This is a genomic window from Burkholderia sp. AU4i, assembly GCF_000466765.1.
In the GTDB taxonomy this organism is placed as follows: domain Bacteria; phylum Pseudomonadota; class Gammaproteobacteria; order Burkholderiales; family Burkholderiaceae; genus Burkholderia; species Burkholderia cepacia.
The window spans coordinates 1-21,277 of the sequence record NZ_ASSI01000027.1 but is presented as its reverse complement, the minus strand read 5'-3'; the positions used below and the strand labels follow the sequence as shown (position 1 = coordinate 21,277).

11 protein-coding genes are annotated in these 21,277 nt (G+C 68.2%); 2 read left to right on the top strand and 9 right to left on the bottom strand.

Going from position 1 to position 21,277, the window contains the following annotated elements; translation table 11 throughout:
- The 8 genes from L810_RS04160 to L810_RS04125 form a co-directional block, all read right to left on the bottom strand.
- Positions 1–627, bottom strand: a 627-nt coding sequence (locus tag L810_RS04160) for a branched-chain amino acid ABC transporter permease (RefSeq protein ID WP_042973142.1), incomplete at its 3' end; no start/stop codon positions are given.
- Positions 628–636: 9 nt separating this feature from the next.
- Positions 637–1,074 carry an acyl-CoA thioesterase gene (locus L810_RS04155; RefSeq protein WP_021157113.1) on the bottom strand — a complete coding sequence of 146 codons (438 nt, stop codon included), beginning with the start codon at positions 1,072–1,074 and terminating at the stop codon, positions 637–639.
- A 139-nt stretch (positions 1,075–1,213) separates the two neighbouring features.
- Positions 1,214–1,750: an NUDIX domain-containing protein gene (locus tag L810_RS04150; RefSeq protein WP_042973140.1), complete on the bottom strand. Its 537-nt coding sequence runs from the start codon at positions 1,748–1,750 to the stop codon at positions 1,214–1,216.
- 354 nt (positions 1,751–2,104) lie between these two features.
- Positions 2,105–5,554, bottom strand: a complete 3,450-nt coding sequence (locus tag L810_RS04145) for a two-partner secretion domain-containing protein (RefSeq protein WP_021157111.1) — start codon at positions 5,552–5,554, stop codon at positions 2,105–2,107.
- 395 nt (positions 5,555–5,949) lie between these two features.
- Positions 5,950–9,024, bottom strand: coding sequence for a two-partner secretion domain-containing protein (locus tag L810_RS04140; protein WP_021157110.1), 3,075 nt, complete (start codon positions 9,022–9,024; stop codon positions 5,950–5,952).
- A 281-nt stretch (positions 9,025–9,305) separates the two neighbouring features.
- Positions 9,306–12,452: a two-partner secretion domain-containing protein gene (locus tag L810_RS04135; protein WP_021157109.1), complete on the bottom strand. Its 3,147-nt coding sequence runs from the start codon at positions 12,450–12,452 to the stop codon at positions 9,306–9,308.
- A gap of 64 nt (positions 12,453–12,516) precedes the next feature.
- Positions 12,517–14,181 (bottom strand): ShlB/FhaC/HecB family hemolysin secretion/activation protein, encoded by a 1,665-nt coding sequence (locus L810_RS04130; protein ID WP_306415636.1) that lies wholly within the window; start codon positions 14,179–14,181, stop codon positions 12,517–12,519.
- Between the two features lie 377 nt (positions 14,182–14,558).
- Positions 14,559–15,809 (bottom strand): YbfB/YjiJ family MFS transporter, encoded by a 1,251-nt coding sequence (locus L810_RS04125; RefSeq protein ID WP_042973138.1) that lies wholly within the window; start codon positions 15,807–15,809, stop codon positions 14,559–14,561.
- A 124-nt stretch (positions 15,810–15,933) separates the two neighbouring features.
- Between L810_RS04125 and L810_RS04120 the strand changes: the two genes are divergently transcribed.
- Entirely contained in the window at positions 15,934–16,848 is a 915-nt protein-coding gene (locus L810_RS04120; RefSeq protein WP_021157106.1) for a LysR family transcriptional regulator, read from the top strand.
- 232 nt (positions 16,849–17,080) lie between these two features.
- Here the strand turns inward: L810_RS04120 and alaS are convergent, their stop codons facing one another.
- A complete protein-coding gene (gene alaS, locus L810_RS04115; protein WP_021157105.1) occupies positions 17,081–19,705 on the bottom strand; it encodes an alanine--tRNA ligase in 2,625 nt (874 codons plus the stop codon).
- A gap of 249 nt (positions 19,706–19,954) precedes the next feature.
- Here alaS and L810_RS04110 point away from each other — a divergent pair, with 249 nt between their 5' ends.
- Positions 19,955–21,175 (top strand): CaiB/BaiF CoA transferase family protein, encoded by a 1,221-nt coding sequence (locus L810_RS04110; RefSeq protein WP_042973137.1) that lies wholly within the window; start codon positions 19,955–19,957, stop codon positions 21,173–21,175.
- Positions 21,176–21,277 lie beyond the last annotated feature (102 nt).

Below are 21,277 nucleotides of genomic sequence, written 5' to 3'. Positions count from 1 at the left end.
CGGCGCGCCGATCACGCCGGCCAGCGCCGCGAGCGCGGTGCCGGCGCCGAACAGGCCCGTCATCACGCGCGGCACGTCGTAGCCGAGCGCCTCGACGGCCGCACGATGCGTGAGCGCCGCGCGCACGACGAGCCCGATGCGCGACACGCGCAGCAGCGCGCCGAGCGCGACCAGCATCGTCGCGGACATCGCCATCATGAACAGCCGGTAGCGCGGCAACGCGAGGCCGAACACGCTCACGGGCGCACCGTCGAACAGCGGCGGCACGGGCGCCGGCAACGGCGCGAGGCCCCAGACGAGTTTCGCGCCCTCGCCGATCAGGTAAGCGAGACCGAAGGTCAGCAGCAGTTCGTTCGTATGGCCGTGCGCCTGCACGCGGCGCAGCAACGTGCGTTCGCAGCCGGCGCCGAGCAGCCCGACCGCAAGCGGCGCGAGCACGAGCGCCGGCCAGAAGCCCGCATGGGCCGCGATGCTGTAGCCGACATACGCGCCGAGCATGTAGAAGCTCGCATGCGCGAAGTTGAGCACGCCCTGCACGCTGAAGATCAGCGTGAGGCCGGCCGACAGCATGAACAGCAGCAAGCCGTAGCTGAGGCCGTTGAAGACCTGGAGCGCGAGCGCGTGCACCGCGAGCCGTCAGGCAGTGAGCGGCTCGAGCGCGGCGCGCAACGCGTCGGGCAGCGGCACGGGACGGCGTGTCCCGCGATCGACGTACACGTGCACGAAATGCCCCTGCGCGGCGGGCGCGGCATCGCCTTGCGCGAACAGCCCGACCTCGTAGCGCACGCTCGACGTGCCGAGCTTCACGACACGCAGCCCCGCATCGACCGATTGCGGGAACACGAGCGGCGCGAAGTAGTTGCACTGCGTCTCGACGACCAGCCCGATCGTCTGCCCGTGCTCGACGTCGAGCACGCCCGCGCGGATCAGGTACTCGTTCACGACGGTGTCGAAGTAGCTGTAGTAGACGACGTTGTTCACGTGCCCGTAGACGTCGTTGTCCATCCAGCGGGTCGTGATCGGCAGGAAGTGGCGGTAGGCGTCGCGCGGACGCGGTTGCGGCTTGTCGGACATGGCGATGGCGATCAGGACGTGGGAAGCGATGCAGACGAAGCACGGCCGCCGCAGGGCACGGCGCGCCGGCAACGGGTGAAGCGCCGCGTCGCGATCGCACGCGGCACGGCGGAGAAAACCCTGTGCACGGGCCGGCCCGTCACTGCCCCGGCCGGTCGACGAATTCGAACTCGAGGCCGCGCGCGCGCATCCAGTCGGCGAGCGCGACACCGGTACCGGCGCGCCACGGGCGCAGCAGCGGCGGATCGACGAGCTTGTATTCGAGCAGTTCCGGCGACAGCACGACCGTGCCCGACGCGCGCACGTGATACGCGATGATCAGTTCGTTCTTGCGGATGAATTCGTACACGCCGACGAGCGACACGTGCTCGGCCTTCAGGCCCGTTTCCTCGAACACCTCGCGCGCGATGCCGTCCTCGGGCGTTTCGCCGTTCTCGAGGAAGCCGGTGATCAGCGCGAACATGCCTTCGGGCCAGGCCGCGTTGCGCGCGAGCAGGATCTTGCCGTCGAGTTCGACGATCGCGGCGACGACGGGCAGCGGGTTGTTCCAGTGCACGTAGCCGCAGGTGCCGTCGGGGCAGGCCTGGCGGATGCGGCCGCCTTCGTGGTCGGGATCGGCACGCTCGGTGAGCGGGCTCGCGCAGCGCGGGCAAAAGCGGTAATCGGCAGTGGTCATCGATGGAGACGGGGCGACCGGGGCCGCCTGCAACGGCGGCGCCGGTCGCGCTCGGCGCGGGAAAGTCTCGATTCTAGCGAGTTTGCGCGGCGCCGAGGATTTCCGCGACGGCCGGACGAACCGGCCGGAATCGCGCGGGCGATGCCATCCGCCGACGCCCGGCCTGCGTTCGCGCGCGGCCGGTTCGCGCACCGGGCATGCGCATGCATGCCCGGCGAGGTGCGTCCCGCTTGCACGCGGCGGCCCGTTCCTGCGCGGGCCGCCGCGTGCGGCAGGCTTGCCGGCGATCCGGTCAGGTCAGGTCAGGTCAGACCGGGCCGGGCCGAGCCGAGCCGCCGGCATGGTCGGCACCGGTCAGTCGCGGATCTGGCCGTAGTTGAGGTTGGCGAGCGGCATCCCCGCTGCGGCACCAGTTGCGCTGCTGCCATTGAAAAGGCCGAAGTTCAGGGCCGCGAACGCGCCGGCTTGCTGGCGGTAACCCGGCGTCAGCGCAACGCGGGTTGCCGTCGTCGCGTTGTCGAACGTGCCGAAGTTCGCGCCGGCCAGGCCGCCGAGCCGCGCATAGTAGCCACCGGAAACCGTGCCGGCCGCCGACGACGATGCGACCATGCCGCTGTTGAAGCCGACCAGGCCGCCGACGTAGCTGTCGTGGCCGCCGGCCGCCGAACCGGTCGCGCTCGAGTGCTCGACCGACGCGCCAATGGCGTTCTCGCCGATCAGGCCGCCGACCGAACTGCCCCGATCGGCCAGCACGTCGCCGCTTGCGCTCGACGACGACACGCGGCCGGCGTTGAAGCCGACCAGCCCGCCGGCCTTGCCCGTCCCCGTCACGGCGACCGTGCCCTTCGCGCCGGCGTCACGCACCGTACCCGTGTTGCGGCCGACGAGCCCGCCGGCGATGCTGCCGAACCCGACCCGGACGTCGCCCGACGCGGACGATCCGTCGATCACGCCGCTGTTGGACGCCACGAGGCCGCCGACGACGCTCTCGAAATCGCTGACGACCGAACCCGTCGATGCGGACGCCTGCACGGTGCCCGCATTGACGCCGACCAGACCGCCGGCCTGCGCCATCATGCCGGCCATCACGGCCCCCTTCGACGACGAACCGTGGATCGCGCCGTCGTTCACGCCGGCCAGACCGCCTGCCGTTGCGAAGTCGCCCGCGATCACGTCGCCAGCGGCCGACGACGCAAGCACTTCGCCGGTCGCCGCATTGCGGCCGACCAGCCCGCCCGCGATGCCGCTCGCCGCTGCCGTAACGTAGCTGTCGGTGCTCGACGCGTCGATCCTGCCTGCGTTGTAGCCGACCAGCCCGCCCGCCACACCTGCCATGCCGGCGTCGACGTTGACGCTGGCCGTCGAGTCGCTCACGCTCGCGAAGTTGGCGCCGACGAGGCCGCCGACGTTCGACGCGCCGCCCATTACCCTGCCGACTGCCGTCGACGCATGCACGACGCCGCGGTTTTCGCCGACGAGGCCACCCACGCGCGCGCCGTCGGTCGCCGCGACGATACCCTTGAACGTCGATGCGTCCACCCGGCCCGCGTTGTGGCCGACGAGGCCGCCCACGGACGCGTTGCGGGCGCCCCGCACATCGCCGGCGGCCGTCGACGCGTTGATCACGCCGCCATTGTTGACGCCCACCAGCCCGCCGACGCGCGCGCCGCTGCCGCGTGCGTTGACGATGCCGGTCGCCGTCGACCTGTCGACGACACCGTGGTTGTCCCCGACAAGCCCGCCTGCGCTGCCGTTCGACGCACTGACGACCTGGACGTCGGCACGGCTGTCGCGGATCAGCGCATCGTCGGCACCGGGCGAGACGAACGAGATGTTTTCACCGGCCAGCCCGCCGACGTGCAGCGCATCGTTGCCGCCGTTGACGAAACCCAGCACGGATGCACGCTCGATCGATCCGCCGTAGTTGCTGCCGACGAGACCGCCGACAATCGCCATGCCTTCGCTGCTCACCGCGACGTTCGTCGCCTTCACGTCCGAGATCGTGCCGAAGTTGTAGCCCGCGAGCGTGCCGACGCTGGCCGGTGTGCGGCCGTAAGGCACGACCGCGCGCGTCGAGATCCTGTCGAGCCCGAGGTTGGCAATACGCCCGCCGTTGGCCTCGAAAAGGCCGACGGCGTTGCTGCCCGGATTGGAGATCGACAGATCGCCGATGGTGTTGCCGAGGCCGTCGAACACGCCTTCGAACGCGCGTCTCGCGCCGATGCTCCGGAACGCCGCGCCTTTGCCGTCGATCGCGTTGCCCAGCACGTAGCGGCCATTCAGGTCGCGGTCCACGTTGCGCAGGCCCGCCACGTCGTGGATCACCTGATACCCTTCGCCGTTCGACGAGAACGATGCGTTGCGGCCCGACAACGTGACCGACGCGTTGTCCTGTGTGAACCGGTGGCCTTTCTTCGCGTTCAGCTCCAGATGCGCCTGGTCGCCCGTCAGCGCAAGTTTGTCGTCGATGCGGATTTCTCCTGCGGCGTCCGCCTTGACGCTCGCCTTCGCGCCGCTCGCCGCCACTGCCTGCTTCAGCGCCACGTCGCCCTTTTGCGACGTCAGCGCCAGCGTATGGTCGCTCGCCCAGTTCACCGCGCCATTCACCGTCAGGTCGCCCGACGTGTTCGTCAATGCGACGTTCGTCGTGCCCAGCGCGCGTGACAGCGTCGCCGCGTCCAGTGCGGCGTCTGCATGCGCGACGTTCGAATTCGCGCCATCGATCGTCAGGCCGCGCTGAGTGCCGTTCGTATTCGAATTGTCGACGTTCGCGTTCGCCGATTCGATCGTCCACGTACCCGTGCGGCCGGACGATGAACGCGTGTCGACCTGCGTGTCGACCGCCACCTTCACCTGTTCGCCACGCGTCGTCACGTCACCGCCTGCCGCGTTCAGCTTGCCCGCGACCTGCACCAGGCCGCCATCCAGCACGATCTTCCCGTTGCGCTCTTTCAAGCCCTGCGCCTCGATCGTCCCGCTGTTGTTCACCACCGCGTTCAGCAGGCCATTCGCCGCGCGCGCCGTCATCAGCACCTCGCCGCCTTCCGCGCTCAGCAGACCGCCGTTGTGCGCCTGCGCGTCCATCGCGCCGCCTTCCACCTGCAGGTTCAGCAGGCCGTTGCCGTCGAAGTTCACGGTGAATGCGTCGCCTGCGCCCAGCGCCACGCGTCCTGCCTTCGCACGGATCACGCCCGTGTTCGACACCCGCGCGCCCAGCAGCGCGACGCTACCGCCTTCCGCCGCCTCGATCGTCCCGGCGTTCTCCACCGAGTGCCCCGATGTGCCCGAGAACCGGTAGGTGCCTGCGAGGAAATCCTTGTCCGAGATGTCCTTCGTCGACGCCACCAGACCGCCCACATTCACCTGCGCACCCGCACCGAACACCACCCCGTTCGGGTTCACCACGAACACCTTCCCGTTTGCGTCGATCTGCCCGTGGATCTGGCTGCCGTTCGTGCCGATCACGCGGTTCAGCGCAATCGACTTGACGTCCGGCTGCTGAAACGACACACGCTCGCCGCCGGCCACGCTGAAGTCCTGCCAGTTCGTGATCAGCTTGTCCGTGTGCTGGTTGATCGACATCGTCTTGCCGTCCGCAGACGTCGCGATGTCCGCCTTCCCGGAGGCCACCGCGCCGCCCGTCGGCAGCGCATACGCGCTCGTCGCCGCCAGGCCCAGCAGCGATACCCCGGCCGCCAGCAGGCGCTTGCCGCTACCCGTCTTGCCGCGGCGACACGCGGTCTCGCTCACCGCGCACCAGCCGCCTTGCGCTTCGTTCCATACCAGCGAGTAGGCTTTATTCATCTGAATTCCTCTTATTTCCACATTTCAACTGGTCCATCTTCGACGGACCTCCGATCGCGCCGCCCGCCAAAGCCGGACAGCGTGAACCCTTCCGTTCGACAAGCAAGCCTTGTGTCCCTTCAGCCCGTCGCGTGGGATCGCATTCGAATCGACTTGCGATCGACAATCATCGATTCGTATTCCTATATAAAAGTCGGAATGACAAACCAAAAGCGATTCGCGGTCTGCACCACGGATGTCGACCCGGCGCCTGCCATCCACGCCGAAGGAGACACGAAAAATCCGGTCTTGCGTCGAATGCCGCCCCAAACGATCGGGATGGGCGGCCATCGTCACGGGGCGGCGCGATCGCCGCCCCGTGACATGCACGGCGCATCATCCCGCGCCGACGTGCGTTACCACGACTTGCCGTCGATCATGCCGATGTTGAATGCGACGAACGGCTCCTTCGATGCGGCGCCCGTCGCCTGACTCGATTCGATGCTGCCCGTATTGAGTCCGGCAAAACCGCCCGTGAACACTGGCCGTGCCTGCGCCGGGTAGTCGATCTTCGAGCTCGTACGCGACGAACGGATCGTGCCGGAGTTCTGGCCCGCAAAGCCGCCGACATACGTACCCGCCGCGTAGACCGTGCCCGACGAGTCCGAACCGTCGATCAAGCCGTCGTTCGCCCCGACGAACCCGCCGGCGTACTGTCCACCGGTAGCCGTCACCGTGCCACCTGCCGTCGAACCGCTCACGACGGCCTGCTTGCCGCGGTTTTCGCCGATCAAGCCACCGGCGTAGCTGCCGCGCAACGAAACCACGTTCGACGTCGAACTCGACGACACCACGCTGCCGCGATTCGTGCCGACCAGACCGCCGATGCTGCTCGCATCGCCCGCGCTCACGTCGCCGTACGCGTCGCCGTGCAGAATCGCGCCGGCATTCTGGCCGACCAGACCGCCGACGATGCCGCGTCCGGCATCCGCCGTGCGCCCTTTCGCCGACACGTCCGCGAGCATGCTGCCGCCGTCGTTCACGCCCGCGAAACCGCCGGTCGCCGCCGACCCGTTGCCGGTCACGTTGCCGGTCGCGTGCGACTGGCTGATCCTGCTGTTGGCATTCGTGCCGATGAAACCGCCTACCCGGCTGCCCGCCGTCGCGCTGACATTGCCGCTTGCCGACGAAGCGAGGATCGTCGCGTAATCGCTGCGGCCGACGAGACCGCCGACCTCGGCCCCGGACGTCGCGCTCACGTTGCCGCTCGCCGATACGTTCGACAGCGCGGTATAGACGTTCGAACCGACCGCCCCGCCAACCATGCCTGCCTGGCCGGCCGAGACGGCCATCGACGAATTCGAACGATCGATGGCGCCGCCGACCGCGTGGCCGACAAGGCCGCCCGCATACATGGCGTTGCCCACGGTGATCCGGCCCGCGCTCGACGAATCCGAGATGGTCGAATCCCAGCTCAGGCCGGCGATGCCGCCTACCAGATTCGTCATGGTCGACGACGGCGACCGCACGTTCCTGATCTCGGCGTCGGCACGGCTGTTCACGATGCGCGAGCTGGCGTTCGTCCCGGCGATACCGCCGATGTTGACCGTCCTGTCGTTACCGGTGATCGAGCCCTGGAAGCGCGCACCGTCGATCACCCCGGCGTTGTTCTCGCCGACGAGACCGCCTGCGACGCTATAGCCGGTGCCGGACGACGAAATGCTCATCCGCGTTGCGCGGACGTTCGAAATCGTCCCGCCACGATTGGCGCCGGCCAGGCCACCGATCGTCATGCTGCTCTTGATCGACGTGCTCGCGCCGTTCACCGCGATCGAGTCGAGCGCGAGGTTGGCGATGCGCCCGCGGTTCTCGGAAAACAGGCCGATGGAGGGAGCGAACCCGGTAACGTTCAGTCGGGACACCGTGTTGCCGAGGCCGTCGAATACGCCTTCGAATGCGCTGTTCGCACCGATGCTCCGGAACGCCGCGCCCTTGCCGTCGATCGCGTTGCCCAGCACGTAGCGGCCATTCAGGTCGAGGTCCACGTTACGCAGGTCCGCCACGTCGTGGATCACCTGATACCCTTCGCCGTTCGACGAGAACGATGCGTTGCGGCCCGACAGCGTGGCCGATGCGTTGTCCTGCGTGAACCGGTGCCCCTTCTTCGCGTTCAGCTCAAGATGCGCCTGGTCGCCCGTCAGCGCAAGCTTGTCGTCCACACGGATTTCACCTGCGGCGTTCGCCTTGACGCTCGCCTTCGCGCCGCTCGCCGCCACCGCCCGCTTCAGCGCCACGTCGCCCTTTTGCGACGTCAGCGCCAGCGCGTGATCGCTCGTCCAGTTCACTGCGCCATCCACCGTCAGGTCGCCCGACGTGTTCGTCAATGCGACGTTCGTCGTGCCCAGCGCGCGTGACAGCGTTGCCGCGCCGATCGCAGCGTCCGCGCCGTCGACGTTCGCGTTCGCCGACTCGATCGTCCACGTACCCGTGCGGCCCGACGATGAACGCGTGTCGACCTGCGTGTCGACCGCCACCTTCACCTGTTCGCCGCGCGTCGTCACGTCACCGCCCGCCGCGTTCAGCTTGCCCGCAACCTGCACCAGGCCGCCGTCCAGCACGATCTTCCCGTCGCGCTCTTTCAAACCCTGCGCCTCGATCGTCCCGCTGTTGTTTACCACCGCGTTCAGCAGGCCGTTCGCCGCGCGCGCCGTCATCAGCACCTCGCCGCCTTCCGCGCTCAGCAGCCCGCCGTTATGCGCCTGCGCATCCATCGCATTGCCTTCCACCTGCAGGTTCAGCAGGCCGTTGCCGTCGAAGTTCACGGTGAATGCGTTACCCGCGCCCAACGCCACGCGTCCTGCCTTCGCACGGATCACGCCCGTGTTCGACACCCGCGCACCCAGCAGCGCCACGCTGCCGCCTTTCGCCGCCTCGATCGTCCCGGCGTTCTCCACCGACTGGCCCGATGTGCCCGAGAACCGGTAGTTACCAGCCAGGAAATCCGCATCCGAGATGTTCTTCGTCGACGCCACCAGACCACCCACATTCACCTGCGCACCCGCACCGAACACCACCCCGTTCGGGTTCACCACGAACACCTTCCCGTTTGCGTCGATCTGCCCGTGGATCTGGCTGCCGTTCGTGCCGATCACGCGGTTCAGCGCGATCGACTTGACGTCCGGCTGCTGGAACGACACACGCTCGCCGCCGGCCACGCTGAAGTCCTGCCAGTTCGTGATCAGCTTGTCCGTGTGCTGGTTGATCGACATCGTCTTGCCGTCCGCAGACGTCGCGATGTCCGCCTTCCCGGAGGCCACCGCGCCACCTGTCGGCAGCGCATACGCGCTCGTCGCCGCCAGGCCCAGCAGCGACACCCCGGCCGCCAGCAGGCGCTTGCCGCTACCCGTCTTGCCTCGGCGACGCGCGGTCTCGCTTACCGCGCACCAACCGCCTTGCGCTTCGTTCCATACCAATGAATAGGCCTTGTTCATTTGGAATCCTCTTTATCTGGATTTTGAATGCTCGCGAGAAGCGAGCGACCGGTCATGCCTGCCCGGAAATTCCGCACAGGCCTGAACGCATACATGCGCCCGGCCAAGCGCTGACCATGCACGGTGCCGAGCGATCGTGCCATCGAGTCGACTGGCCGCTGCCGGTACCTTGCATACCACTTGACGAAAGAGTCGCATGACGATCGGGAACGGGGGACGGCGCCGCGACGGCGCGAATGCGTCGGCGCCATACGCGGCCCCCTCCCCCGCACCGACACGAATTACCGCTTGGCTTCGACGATGCCGCGGTTCATGCCGGCGAACCGTTCACTCGCTGCGGCGCCCGTCGTCTCACTCGACTTGATGCTTCCCGTATTGATCCCGACGAAACCGCCATAAAGCGACGGCCGCGCCTGCGCCGGGTAATCGAACTTCGAACTCGTGCCAGACAACCGGATCGTGCCGGAGTTGCCGCCCGCGAAGCCGCCGCCGATCGTGGCGGTGCTCGTCACCGTTCCCGACGATTCCGAATCGGCGATCGTCCCGTAGTTCCAGCCGACGAACCCGCCAATGGCAAGCCCGTTGGCGACCGTGACGTTGCCGAAGGCCTTCGAGCCACTCACCACGGCGTCGATTCCCTTGTTGAAACCGACTAGGCCGCCCACGTAGCTGCCGCTCCCTGCGGCAACGTTCGACGTCGAGCTCGACGATGCGATCGTGCCGTTGTTCTCGCCGACCAGACCGCCGATCGTGTTGTCCAGCCCGCCGCGCACGGTGCCGCTCGAGCGCGAATCTTCGATCTTCCCGTCGTTGACGGCCACGAGCCCGCCGACCTTGCTCGCGTTGCCGGCGCTCACGTCGCCCGCCGCCACCGCCTGGCGGATCGTTCCGGTGTTCGCGCCCGCGAGGCCGCCGACCCGCTCGCTCGCGGCACCGGTCACGCGCCCCTGCGAAGACACGTCCGCGAGGACGCCTCCGGCGTTGTTACCCGCGAAGCCGCCTGCTGCGGCCGCGCCGTTTCCGCTGACGTTGCCGGACGCGTGCGACCCGCTGATCGCGCCGTTGTCGTTGCTGCCGACGAAGCCGCCGATCGTGCTGCCGGCTGCCGCGGTGACGGTGCCGCTTGCCCATGAATCGCGAACGTTGCCTTCGTTGCCGCCGACCAGACCGCCGATCGTGGCCCCGGACGTCGCGCTGACGTTGCCGATCGCCGACACGTTCGACAGATCCGCACCGGCGTTCCAGCCGACCGCACCGCCGACAGCGGCGTCCTTGCCGGCCGACACGGCCATCGACGACGTCGAGTGGTCGATCGCGCCACCGGCCGAGTAACCGACCAGACCGCCCGCGACCGCGTTGACGCCCGCCGAAAGCTTGCCGCCGCTCGACGAGTTCGACACGGTCGACTCCAAGTTCATGCCGACCAGGCCACCCAACATATACAAACCGGTCGCCGATGCGTCCTTGCTCGTGATCTCGGCGTCGGCGTGGCTGTTCGCGATACGCGCGCCGCCAACGCTATTACCGGCAATCCCGCCGATCGTCGTCGCCTTTTCGTTACCGCTGATACGGCCCTGGAAGCGCGCGCCATCGATCACGCCGTGATCGTTGACGCCGACGAGCCCCCCTACCACGCTCTCGCCCCGGATGGGGGATGTGGACGCGACCGTCATCCCCGCCGCGCGGACATTCGAGATCGTCCCGCGGTTGACGCCGGCCAGGCCGCCGACCTGCGAGTTGCGCACGTTAGCCTGATTGTTCACGATCAGCGAAACGAGCTCGAGATTGGCAATGCGCCCCTTGTTCTCGGAAAACAGGCCGATGGAGGGAGCGAACCCGGTAACGTTCAGTCGGGACACCGTGTTGCCGAGGCCGTCGAATACGCCTTCGAATGCGCTGTTCGCACCGATGCTCTGGAACGCCACACCCTTGCCGTCGATCGCGTTGCCCAGCACGTAACGGCCGTTCAGGTCGCGGTCCACGTTACGCAGGCCCGCCACGTCGTGGATCACCTGATACCCTTCGCCGTTCGACGAGAACGATGCGTTGCGGCCCGACAGCGTGGCCGACGCCTTGTCTTGCGTGAACCGATAGCCCTTCTTCGCGTTCAGTTCCAGATGCGCCTGGTCGCCCGTCAGCGCAAGCTTGTCGTCCACACGGATTTCACCTGCGGCGTTCGCCTTGACGCTCGCCTTCGCGCCGCTCGCCGTCACCGCCCGCTTCAGCGCCACGTCGCCCTTTTGCGACGTCAGCGCCAGCGCGTGATCGCTCGTCCAGTTCACTGCGCCATCCACCGTCAGGTCGCCCGACGTGTTCGTCAATGCGACGTTCGTCGTGCCCAGCGCGCGTGACAGCGTTGCTGCGCCGATCGCAGCGTCCGCGCCGTCGACGTTCGCGTTCGCCGACGCGATCGTCCACGTACCCGTGCGGCCCGACGATGAACGCGTGTCGACCTGCGCGTCGCCCGCCACCTTCACCTGTTCGCCGCGCGTCGTCACGTCACCGCCTGCCGCGTTCAGCTTGCCCGCGACCTGCACCAGGCCGCCGTCCAGCACGATCTTCCCGTTGCGCTCTTTCAAACCCTGCGCCTCGATCGTCCCGCTGTTGTTTACCACCGCGTTCAGCAAGCCATTCGCCGCGCGCGCCGTCATCAGCACCTCGCCGCCTTCCGCGCTCAGCAGCCCCCCGTTGTGCGCCTGCGCGTCCATCGCGCCGCCTTCCACCTGCAGGTTCAGCAGGCCGTTGCCGTCGAAGTTCACGGTGAACGCGTTACCCGCGCCCAACGCCACTCGGCCGGCCTTCGCACGGATCACGCCCGTGTTCGACACCCGCGCACCCAGCAGCGCCACACTACCGCCCTCGGTCGCCGCGATCGTCCCCGCGTTCTCCACCGACTGGCCCGATGTGCCCGAGAACCGGTAGGTGCCTGCGAGGAAATCCTTGTCCGAGATGTCCTTCGTCGACGCCACCAGACCACCCACATTCACCTGCGCACCCGCACCGAACACCACCCCGTTCGGGTTCACCACGAACACCTTCCCGTTCGCATCGATCTGCCCGTGGATCTGGCTGCCGTTCGTGCCGATCACGCGGTTCAGCGCAATCGACTTGACGTCCGGCTGCTTGAACGACACACGCTCACCGCCGGCCACGCTGAAGTCCTGCCAGTTCGTGATCAGCTTGTCCGTGTGCTGGTTGATCGACATCGTCTTGCCGTCCGCAGACGTCGCGATGTCCGCCTTCCCGGAGGCCACCGCGCCACCCGTCGGCAGCGCATACGCGCTCGTCGCCGCCAGGCCCAGCAGTGATACCCCGGCCGCCAGCAGGCGCTTGCCGCTACCCGTCTTGCCGCGGCGACGCGCGGTCTCGCTCACCGCGCACCAGCCGCCCTGCACGTCGTTCCATACCAATGAATATGCCTTGTTCATTTGGAATCCTATTTATGTAGTTTTTGAATGCTCGTGAAACAACCGAGCAGTTGATCACGCCAACTCAGAAATACTGAGCGGCCTGAACCCATACGCTCGGTGCACGGGTCGGCGAATCGCCCCCCCGACCAAGCGGCAATGCGGCCGTCAGCGACACCTGGCGCTTCGCGCCGAACCAGGTCGCGCCGATACCCGCCGCCTGCATGTGTTGCGTATTCCGTTCGCCCGTCCACGGATGCCGGTTGAGCTGCACCGCGCCCGCGTCGACGAACATGCTGACCTGCCACCCCGGCGCGGCGAGATAACGCATTTCCGCGCTGGCCTGCCAGCCCTGGTCGCCGCTGCCCTCGCCGAGCGCGTACGCCCGCACGCCGTATGGGCCGCCGAGGCTGAATTTCTCGGACGAATCGAGATTGCGCGACGCGAACTGCGCGCTGACCTGCCCGTACAGCTGGAAACGGCCGCCCAGCGCCTGGATCCGCTGCGCGTCCACGTTGAGCTTCTTGAAACCGCCGATCGACTTCGTCAGCGGATTCGACTCGAACACATCGTTGCTGCGCAAACGCCCGACGCCGAACATCACCGAGAAGCCGTTGCGGCCGCCGCCCAGCCAGCCGTCCTGGCTGTTGCCGCTGAGCCCGAAGGTCCACAGGCCGACGTTCTTGTCGTTCTGGAGCGAGAAAGTGCCGTAGGTGTCGTGCAGGTTCTTGTTCTCGTATTGCACCTGCGCGGTGACGCTCAAATCGCGCGCACGCACGAGCGGTTGCGCGACATAGACGGTCTGGACGCTGGCGCGCCCGCTCATCTCGAGATCGGAAAACCGCCCCGCGACCCGGTAGCGCAACGACGAATACGCGACGCCGACTCGCGTGGAGGCCGGCCCGACCGGCACCTGATAGGCGGCGCGGTAATAGCGTTGCCGTTCGTCGCTGACGAGCCCGCGCAGGCTCAGGCGATCGCCGAGCCGCAACGGCGCATTGACGTCGACGCTGCCGCCGACGCGGTAGCGCCCCGTCGACACCCCGCCGAAGTTGTCGAATTCGAGCGACCCTGATGCGGGCGGCCCGCGTTCGGCATCGACGACAAGATCGGTGGTGCCCGGCACCTCGCCGGGGCGCAGCGTGCCGCGCGCACCGACGCCCGCCAGATCGTCGAGCAGCAGCAGGCTCCGCTCGAGGCTGGAGCCGCGGACGACGTCGCCCGGATGCAGCGCGGCAAGCGGCTGCCGCAGCACGGCGTCGAGTGCGCGGGAATGATTCTGGATCTCGATCTTGCCGTAGCGCCCTTCAGCGACTTCGATGCGCACGACACCGTCTTCGATGTCCTGCTTCGGCAAGTAGGCACGCGCGAGCACGTAACCGCGCTCGCGATAGTAGGCGGTGATCCGCTCGGCCGCGCCTTGCAGGTCGGCAAACGTGAGCGCGTCGCCCGCCAGCCCGGCGACGAGCGCCTGCAGCGTTGCGGTGTCGAATACGGTGTGGCCGCCGATCTGGAACGCGCGCACGGCGATGCGCGGCCCGGCATCCGGTTGCGGTTGCGCGGCGCTTTCGGACGGAACGATCTCGAGATCGGGCGCGGCTTTCGGCGGCAGCGCCGGACGCGACGTTTCGACGTCGCGCATCGTCGCTCCGGCGTTCGGCACCTGTGCGTGTGCCTGCCCGGGCACGCCCGCCACGCCCGCGCCCCACAGCAACGACAGGCACAGCATGCTGCCGGCGCCCCGAAGCACGCGCGGCACACCACTGTCGGCAACCACCCCGGGCGGTGAACCGGCTGTACTTGCGCCCGCGATGACGAAACAACCGATGTCGTTACGGCAACGGACGATAATTCTTCGTTGATCTACCCACATGCGCCACTGCATCCGAAGTGCAATCGCCGGACCCCTCCGGCGATCAATTTATTCGGCGGATGCTACAGACAGGCATTCCGGATGTATGTAGATCAGGTACGAAATTTGCGCAGCAATCGTCGTTAAAAATCAGTCGCGTACTAATCCGCTTCCGGGAAAAATAGTAATCCTATTAATTTACCCCGATCGAAACGACATCGTCCCCGGGCAATCGACACGTTGCCCGCGCGCGCCGACGGCATCGTCCGTCGGTGTCACGCGCGCCGTCGATGCGCACCGGCAACCGCCGTCATCGCCACGAACCCCGCGGCCCCGGCCAGCAGCGCCACGGCCGCGACCCACAGCGCGGGCGTGAACGACCCGTATCGCGCCACCAGCGGCGCCGCGACGAGCGGCCCCGCAATCTGCCCGACGCCGTACGACGCGGTCGCATAGCCCATCAGCCCGGCCGCGCGTTCGCCATGCAGGCGCCGCGCCTCGCGCATCGCAAACAGCGTGATCGCGGTGAACGGCAGGCCGAGCAACAGGCTGCCGACCGAGAAACCGGCCGCGTTCGGCCACACGATCCCGGCCGCGATGCCGAGCGCCTGCGTCGCGCAACCGGCCGCGAGCAGCAGCCGGTTGTCCCAGTGGCCGGGCAGCCGCGAAGCGGAGACCGCGCCGACGATCAGCGCCGCGCCGAACATCGGCCAGAACAGGTCGGGCCACGGCGACCCGGCCGGCAGCGCGGCGCGCGCGATCACGGGCAGGAACGTCGCGGTGATGATGTAGCCGAAGCCCGGCATGCCGTACAGCACGACGAGCCAAGCGGCGTCCGCACGATGGCGCCGCGCGTCGTGCGGCGCCGCGACCGTCGCCGCATGCCGGGCAGTCACGGCCGGCGGCATGGCTGCCGACACCGGCGCACTGCCGAACGTGCGCCAGATCGCGACCGACAGCACGGCCGACAGCGCCGCGAAACCGAGCCAGCCCGACGCCGCGCGCTGGCCGGCCAGCGCGCTGCCGATCAGCCCCGTCACCACGATGCCCACGCCGGGCCCCGCGTAGATCACCCCGCTCCACTCCGGCGCGACCAGTTCGGCCAGCCGCCGCAGCCCCCATTGCGACATGAAGACGAAGGTCCACGCGCTGACGACGCCCGCGACGAAGCGCACCGCGAGCCACACGGGCAGCAGGTGGCCGACACCCATCGCGGCGGTGAGCAACACGGTGGCCACGAGCCCGACGCGCACCATGCGCGCGGGCGCCACCCGCAGCGCGGCGCAACTGACGGCACCGACGAAGTAACCCGCGTAGTTCGCCGACGCGAGCCAGCCACCGGCCTTCAGGCCGATCGAACCGTCGGCGAGCATCAGCGGCAGCAGCGGCGTGAACGCGAAGCGGCCGACACCGAGCACGATCGCGAGGCCGACCATGCAGGCCAGCGCGACCGCGCGGGCGCGGCGGTCGGTATCGTCGACGGAAGGCGCACCGGCGACGGCGCTCGGGGCATCGGAACGGGACATGGCGGCATGGGCCGCGCGCGGAACGCGCCGGCCGGATCGGAAATCGGAACGCTTCCATCGTAGCTTGACCAAACGTTCTCGAAAAATGAATAATTGAGAATCCATTCATCGCTCGGAGAGAATCATGGATCTGGCGGCACTGGCGATATTCCGGGCCGTGGTGCGCGAGAACGGCGTGACGCGCGCGGCGGCCAAGCTCAATCGCGTGCAGTCGAACGTGACGACGCGTATCAAGCAGCTCGAGGAAGAACTCGGCGCGGCGCTGTTCGTGCGCGACGGCCGCCGGCTCGTGCTGACGCCGGCCGGGCACACGCTGCTGCCGTATGCGGAGCGCCTGCTCGCGCTCGCCGACGAGGCGCGCGACGCGGTGCGCGAGGACACCCCACGCGGCCGGCTGCGGCTCGGCACGATGGAAAGCACGGCCGCGAGCCGGCTGCCGACCGTGCTCGCGCGCTATCACCACGCCTGGCCCGACGTGTCGCTCGAACTGGTGACGGGCACGACGGGCTGGCTGATCGAGCGCGTGCGCGACTTCGAGATCGACGCCGCGCTGTTCGCGCGCCCGCCGGCGCCGGACACGCTGCCCGACACGTTCGAGACGGTGCCGATCTTCCGCGAGGATCTCGTGCTGCTCACGCCGCGCGGCCATCCACCGGTGCGCACGCCGCGCGACGTGATCCTGCCGACGCTGATCGCATTCGAGCGCGGCTGCACGTATCGCAAGTACGTCGAACAGTGGTATGCGGCGCACGGCGTCAAGCCGGCGCGCGTGCTCGAACTCGGCTCGTATCACGCGATCGTCGCGTGTGTCGCGGCCGGCGCGGGCGTCGCGGTCGCGCCGCGTTCGGTGCTCGACCTGCAGCCCGAGACCGGCAACATCGCCGCGCACGTGATCCCCGAGCTGGAGGGCATCGACACGCTGCTCGCGTGGCGGCAGGGTTATGCATCGGCGGCGCTCGCCGCGCTGCGCGATGAGCTTGGGGAAGCCGAGCGGCAGCAGGACGCCGTACAGAAAGCGCACGTGGCGCTGCCGGCCTGAAGCGATCCGCCAACGGGCGCGCGACGGCGCACTCACGCACCGTCCGTTTGCGTACCGGGCAACCGTTCGTGCGTCAGGCACGATGGCGGATCGGCCCCACACACGGCGCGTAAACGCAAAACGACCCGACCGGCACCGATGCCGATCGGGTCGTTTCATGCGATTCCGTCGAAAGAATCGCGCGGTGCGGGCCGGCGCTCCGCCCTTGCGGGCGCCGCGCCGGCCAGGCCGATCAGAGGCGCTCTTCGACCCAGCCCTTCACGCCTGCGAGCGCGCCCGGCAGGTTCGCCGGCTCGGTGCCGCCCGCCTGCGCCATGTCCGGACGGCCGCCGCCCTTGCCGCCGACCTGCTGCGCGACGAAATTCACGAGCTCGCCGGCCTTGACCTTCTTGCTCGCATCCGGCGTGACGCCCGCGATCAGGCTGACCTTGCCGCCTTCGACGGCCGCCAGCACGATCGCCGCGTTCTTCAGCTTGTCCTTCAGCTTGTCGACTGTTTCGCGCAGCGTCTTCGCGTCCGCGCCGTCGAGCATCGCCGCCAGCACGTACACGCCGCCGATTTCGACGGCCTGCTGCGCGAGCTCGTCGCCCTGGCTCGAGGCGAGCTTCGACTTCAGCGCGCCCAGCTCCTTCTCGAGCGACTTCACCTGGTCCTGCACCTGCGCGATCCGCTGCGTCAGTTCCGACGGCTGCGCCTTCAGCGCCGCTGCCGCTTCGTTCACACGCGCGTCGAGTTCCTGCACGTAGCGCAGCGCGTTGTCGCCGGTGATCGCCTCGACGCGGCGGATGCCGGCCGCGACGCCGCCTTCGACGACGATCTTGAACAGGCCGATGTCGCCGGTGCGGTGCACGTGCGTGCCGCCGCACAGTTCGCGCGAGAAGCCGAGGTCGAGCACGCGCACTTCATCGCCGTACTTCTCGCCGAACAGCGCCATCGCGCCGCCCTTCACCGCTTCGTCGTATGGCATCACGCGCACGATGCCCGGCGCGTTCGCGAGGATTTCGTCGTTGACGATCTGCTCGACGCGACGGATTTCGTCGTCGGTCATCGGCGCGTTGTGCGCGAAGTCGAAACGGGTCTTTTCCGCGTCGACCAGCGAACCCTTCTGCTGCACGTGCGCGCCGAGCACTTCGCGCAGCGCCTTGTGCATCAGGTGGGTGGCCGAGTGGTTGCGCTGCGTGCGGGCGCGGCGATGCGCGTCGATCTCCGCGCGCAGCACGTCGCCGACCTTCAGCGTGCCTTGTTCCAGCGTGCCGTGATGGCCGATCACGTCGGCCTGCACCTTCAGCGTATCGGCCACCGCGAAGCGCGTCGCGGCGTTCGCGAGCACGCCCTGGTCGCCGACCTGGCCGCCCGATTCCGCATAGAACGGCGTGTGGTCGAGCACGACGACCGCATCCTGGCCGGCCTTCACTTCGTTGACCGACGAACCGTCGACGTACAGCGCGACGATCTTCGCGTCGTCGAACGCGATTTCCTCGTAACCGTGGAACGTGGTCTTCGCGCCCGTGTATTCGAGGCCCTGCGTGGCCTTGAACTTGCCGGCCGCGCGCGCCTGCTCGCGCTGGCGCGCCATCGCGTCGTCGAATGCCGGCTCGTCGACCGTCATCCCGCGCTCGCGGCACACGTCGGCCGTCAGGTCGAGCGGGAAGCCGTACGTATCGTGCAGCTTGAACGCGAGTTCGCCGTCGAGCACCTTGCCGCCCTTCGCCTCGACGTCGGCCAGCGCGGCTTCGAGGATCGACATGCCGTGCTCGATCGTCTCGAAGAAGCGCTCTTCTTCCTGGCGAAGCACGTCGGTCACGCGTTGCTCGGCTTCCTTCAGCTCCGGATAGGCAACGCCCATCTCGGCGACGAGGTCGGCCACCAGCTTGTGGAAGAACGCGCCCTTGCGGCCGAGCTTGTAGCCGTGGCGGATCGCGCGGCGCACGATGCGGCGCAGCACGTAGCCGCGGCCTTCGTTGCCGGGGATCACGCCGTCGACGATCAGGAACGAGCATGCGCGGATGTGATCGGCGATCACCTTCAGCGAGTTGTTCGTGAGGTCGCTGATCTCGGTCACGCGCGCGGCGGCCTTGATCAGGTTCTGGAACAGGTCGATCTCGTAGTTGCTGTGCACGTGCTGCAGCACCGCGGCGAGACGCTCGAGGCCCATGCCGGTGTCGACCGACTGCTTCGGCAGGCGCGTCATGTTGCCCTGCGCGTCGCGGTTGAACTGCATGAACACGAGGTTCCAGATCTCGATGTAGCGGTCGCCGTCTTCTTCAGGCGACCCCGGCGGGCCACCCCACACGTCCGGGCCGTGGTCGTAGAAGATCTCGGTACACGGGCCGCACGGGCCGGTGTCGCCCATCGTCCAGAAGTTGTCCGACGCGTAGCGCGCGCCCTTGTTGTCGCCGATGCGGATGATGCGCTCGGTCGGCACGCCGACTTCCTTCGCCCAGATGTCGTAGGCTTCGTCGTCTTCCTGGTACACGGTCACCCACAGCTTGTCCTTCGGCAGCTGGTAGACCGTGGTCAGCAGTTCCCACGCGAACTTGATCGCGTCGTGCTTGAAGTAGTCGCCGAACGAGAAGTTGCCGAGCATCTCGAAGAACGTGTGGTGGCGCGCCGTGTAGCCGACGTTCTCGAGGTCGTTGTGCTTGCCGCCCGCGCGCACGCTGCGCTGCGCCGTCGTGGCGCGCGAGTACGGACGCGGGTCCGTGCCGAGGAACACGTCCTTGAACTGGACCATGCCGGAGTTCGTGAACATCAGCGTGGGGTCGTTACCGGGCACGAGGCTCGACGAGCGGACGATCGTGTGGCCCTTCGATTCGAAGAATTTGAGAAATTTCTCGCGGATTTCGGCAGCTTTCATGGCGTGCGGGGACAGTCTGGCAAAGACGGCTTCAAACGCCGGCGCCCTTGGGCGGCGCGCGGCGGCATGGATTCGGAAACGATCGATTATACGGGATCGGGGCCGGCTTCCGGGCAAAGCGCCGGCAAAGCGGCTCGGCCCTCCTGCCGGCCCGGCTGGGCCACTCGCGACGCCGATTCGCCTTAAGATGCTCGGCATGCCAATTCGCCTTGCCCGCCAAGGCCAGCCATGAAAGGAGACGATTCGACGATGGGTGCCCTGAGCCATATCCGCGTGCTGGACCTCACCCGCGTGCTCGCGGGCCCGTGGTGCGCGCAGACGCTTGCCGATTTCGGCGCGGACGTGATCAAGGTCGAGCGCCCCGGCGCCGGCGACGACACGCGCCACTGGGGGCCGCCGTACCTGAAGGACGCGGACGGCGCGGATACCGCCGAGGCCGCGTACTACCTGGCGGCGAACCGCAACAAGCGCTCGGTGACGGTCGACATCGCGACGCCCGAGGGCCAGCAGATCGTGCGCGAACTCGCCGCGCAAAGCGACGTCGTGCTCGAGAACTACAAGGTCGGCCAGTTGAAGAAATACGGGCTCGATTACGAATCGCTGCGCACGGTGAAGCCCGACCTCGTCTACTGCTCGGTCACCGGCTTCGGCCAGACCGGCCCGTACGCGCATCGTGCCGGCTACGACTTCATCGTCCAGGGAATCGGCGGCTTCATGAGCATCACCGGCGAACGCGACGGCGAGCCGGGCGGCGGCCCGCAGAAGGCCGGCGTCGCGATCGCCGACCTCGCGACCGGCCTCTACTCGACGATCGCGGTGCTCGCCGCCCTCACCCACCGCGACCGGACGGGCGAAGGCCAGTACATCGACATGGCGCTGCTCGACGTACAGGTCGCGCTGCTCGCGAACATGAACACCAACTTCCTCGCGAGCGGCAAGCCGCCGGTGCGCTGGGGCAACGCGCATCCGAACATCGTCCCGTACCAGACGTTCCAGACGAGCGACGGGTGGATCATCGTCGCGGTCGGCAACGACGGGCAGTTCCGCAAGTTCGTCGAGGCGGGCGGCCGGCCCGAGCTGGCCGACGACGAGCGTTTCGCGACGAATCCGTCGCGCGTGCGTCACCGCGACACGCTGGTGCCGATCCTCGCGGAAATGGTGAAGGCGCGCGGCAAGGCCGACTGGATCGACGTGCTCGAAGCGGCAGGCGTGCCGTGCGGGCCGATCAACGATCTCGACGAGGTGTTCGACAACGAGCAGGTCGTCGCGCGCGGGATGCAGGTGTCGCTGCCGCACCCGAGCGGCGCGAACGCGAAGCTCGTGCGCAACCCGATCCGGATGAGCGTGACGCCGCCCGACGCGCGTACCGCCCCGCCGCTGCTCGGCGCGCAGACCGACGACGTGCTGCGCGACATGCTCGGCTACGACGACGCGAAGATCGCCCGGCTGCGCGCGAAACAGGCGATCTGAGAGGCGATCTGAGAGGTGGCACGAGCACGGCGCCCGGCGCCGGTGCCGGCGGGCAGGCGGCTACCGCAGTTGCCGCTGCCGCCCCGCCGCGCGCCGTCAGCC

Coding starts and splice junctions, on each gene's coding strand:
- L810_RS04120 (WP_021157106.1), top strand. CDS start 15,934: ATGGATCTGGCGGCACTGGCGATATTCCGGGCCGTGGTGCGCGAGAAC.
- L810_RS04135 (WP_021157109.1), bottom strand. CDS start 12,452: ATGAACAAGGCATATTCATTGGTATGGAACGACGTGCAGGGCGGCTGG.
- L810_RS04155 (WP_021157113.1), bottom strand. CDS start 1,074: ATGTCCGACAAGCCGCAACCGCGTCCGCGCGACGCCTACCGCCACTTC.
- L810_RS04125 (WP_042973138.1), bottom strand. CDS start 15,809: ATGTCCCGTTCCGATGCCCCGAGCGCCGTCGCCGGTGCGCCTTCCGTC.
- L810_RS04145 (WP_021157111.1), bottom strand. CDS start 5,554: ATGAATAAAGCCTACTCGCTGGTATGGAACGAAGCGCAAGGCGGCTGG.
- L810_RS04110 (WP_042973137.1), top strand. CDS start 19,955: ATGGGTGCCCTGAGCCATATCCGCGTGCTGGACCTCACCCGCGTGCTC.
- alaS (WP_021157105.1), bottom strand. CDS start 19,705: ATGAAAGCTGCCGAAATCCGCGAGAAATTTCTCAAATTCTTCGAATCG.
- L810_RS04150 (WP_042973140.1), bottom strand. CDS start 1,750: ATGACCACTGCCGATTACCGCTTTTGCCCGCGCTGCGCGAGCCCGCTC.
- L810_RS04140 (WP_021157110.1), bottom strand. CDS start 9,024: ATGAACAAGGCCTATTCATTGGTATGGAACGAAGCGCAAGGCGGTTGG.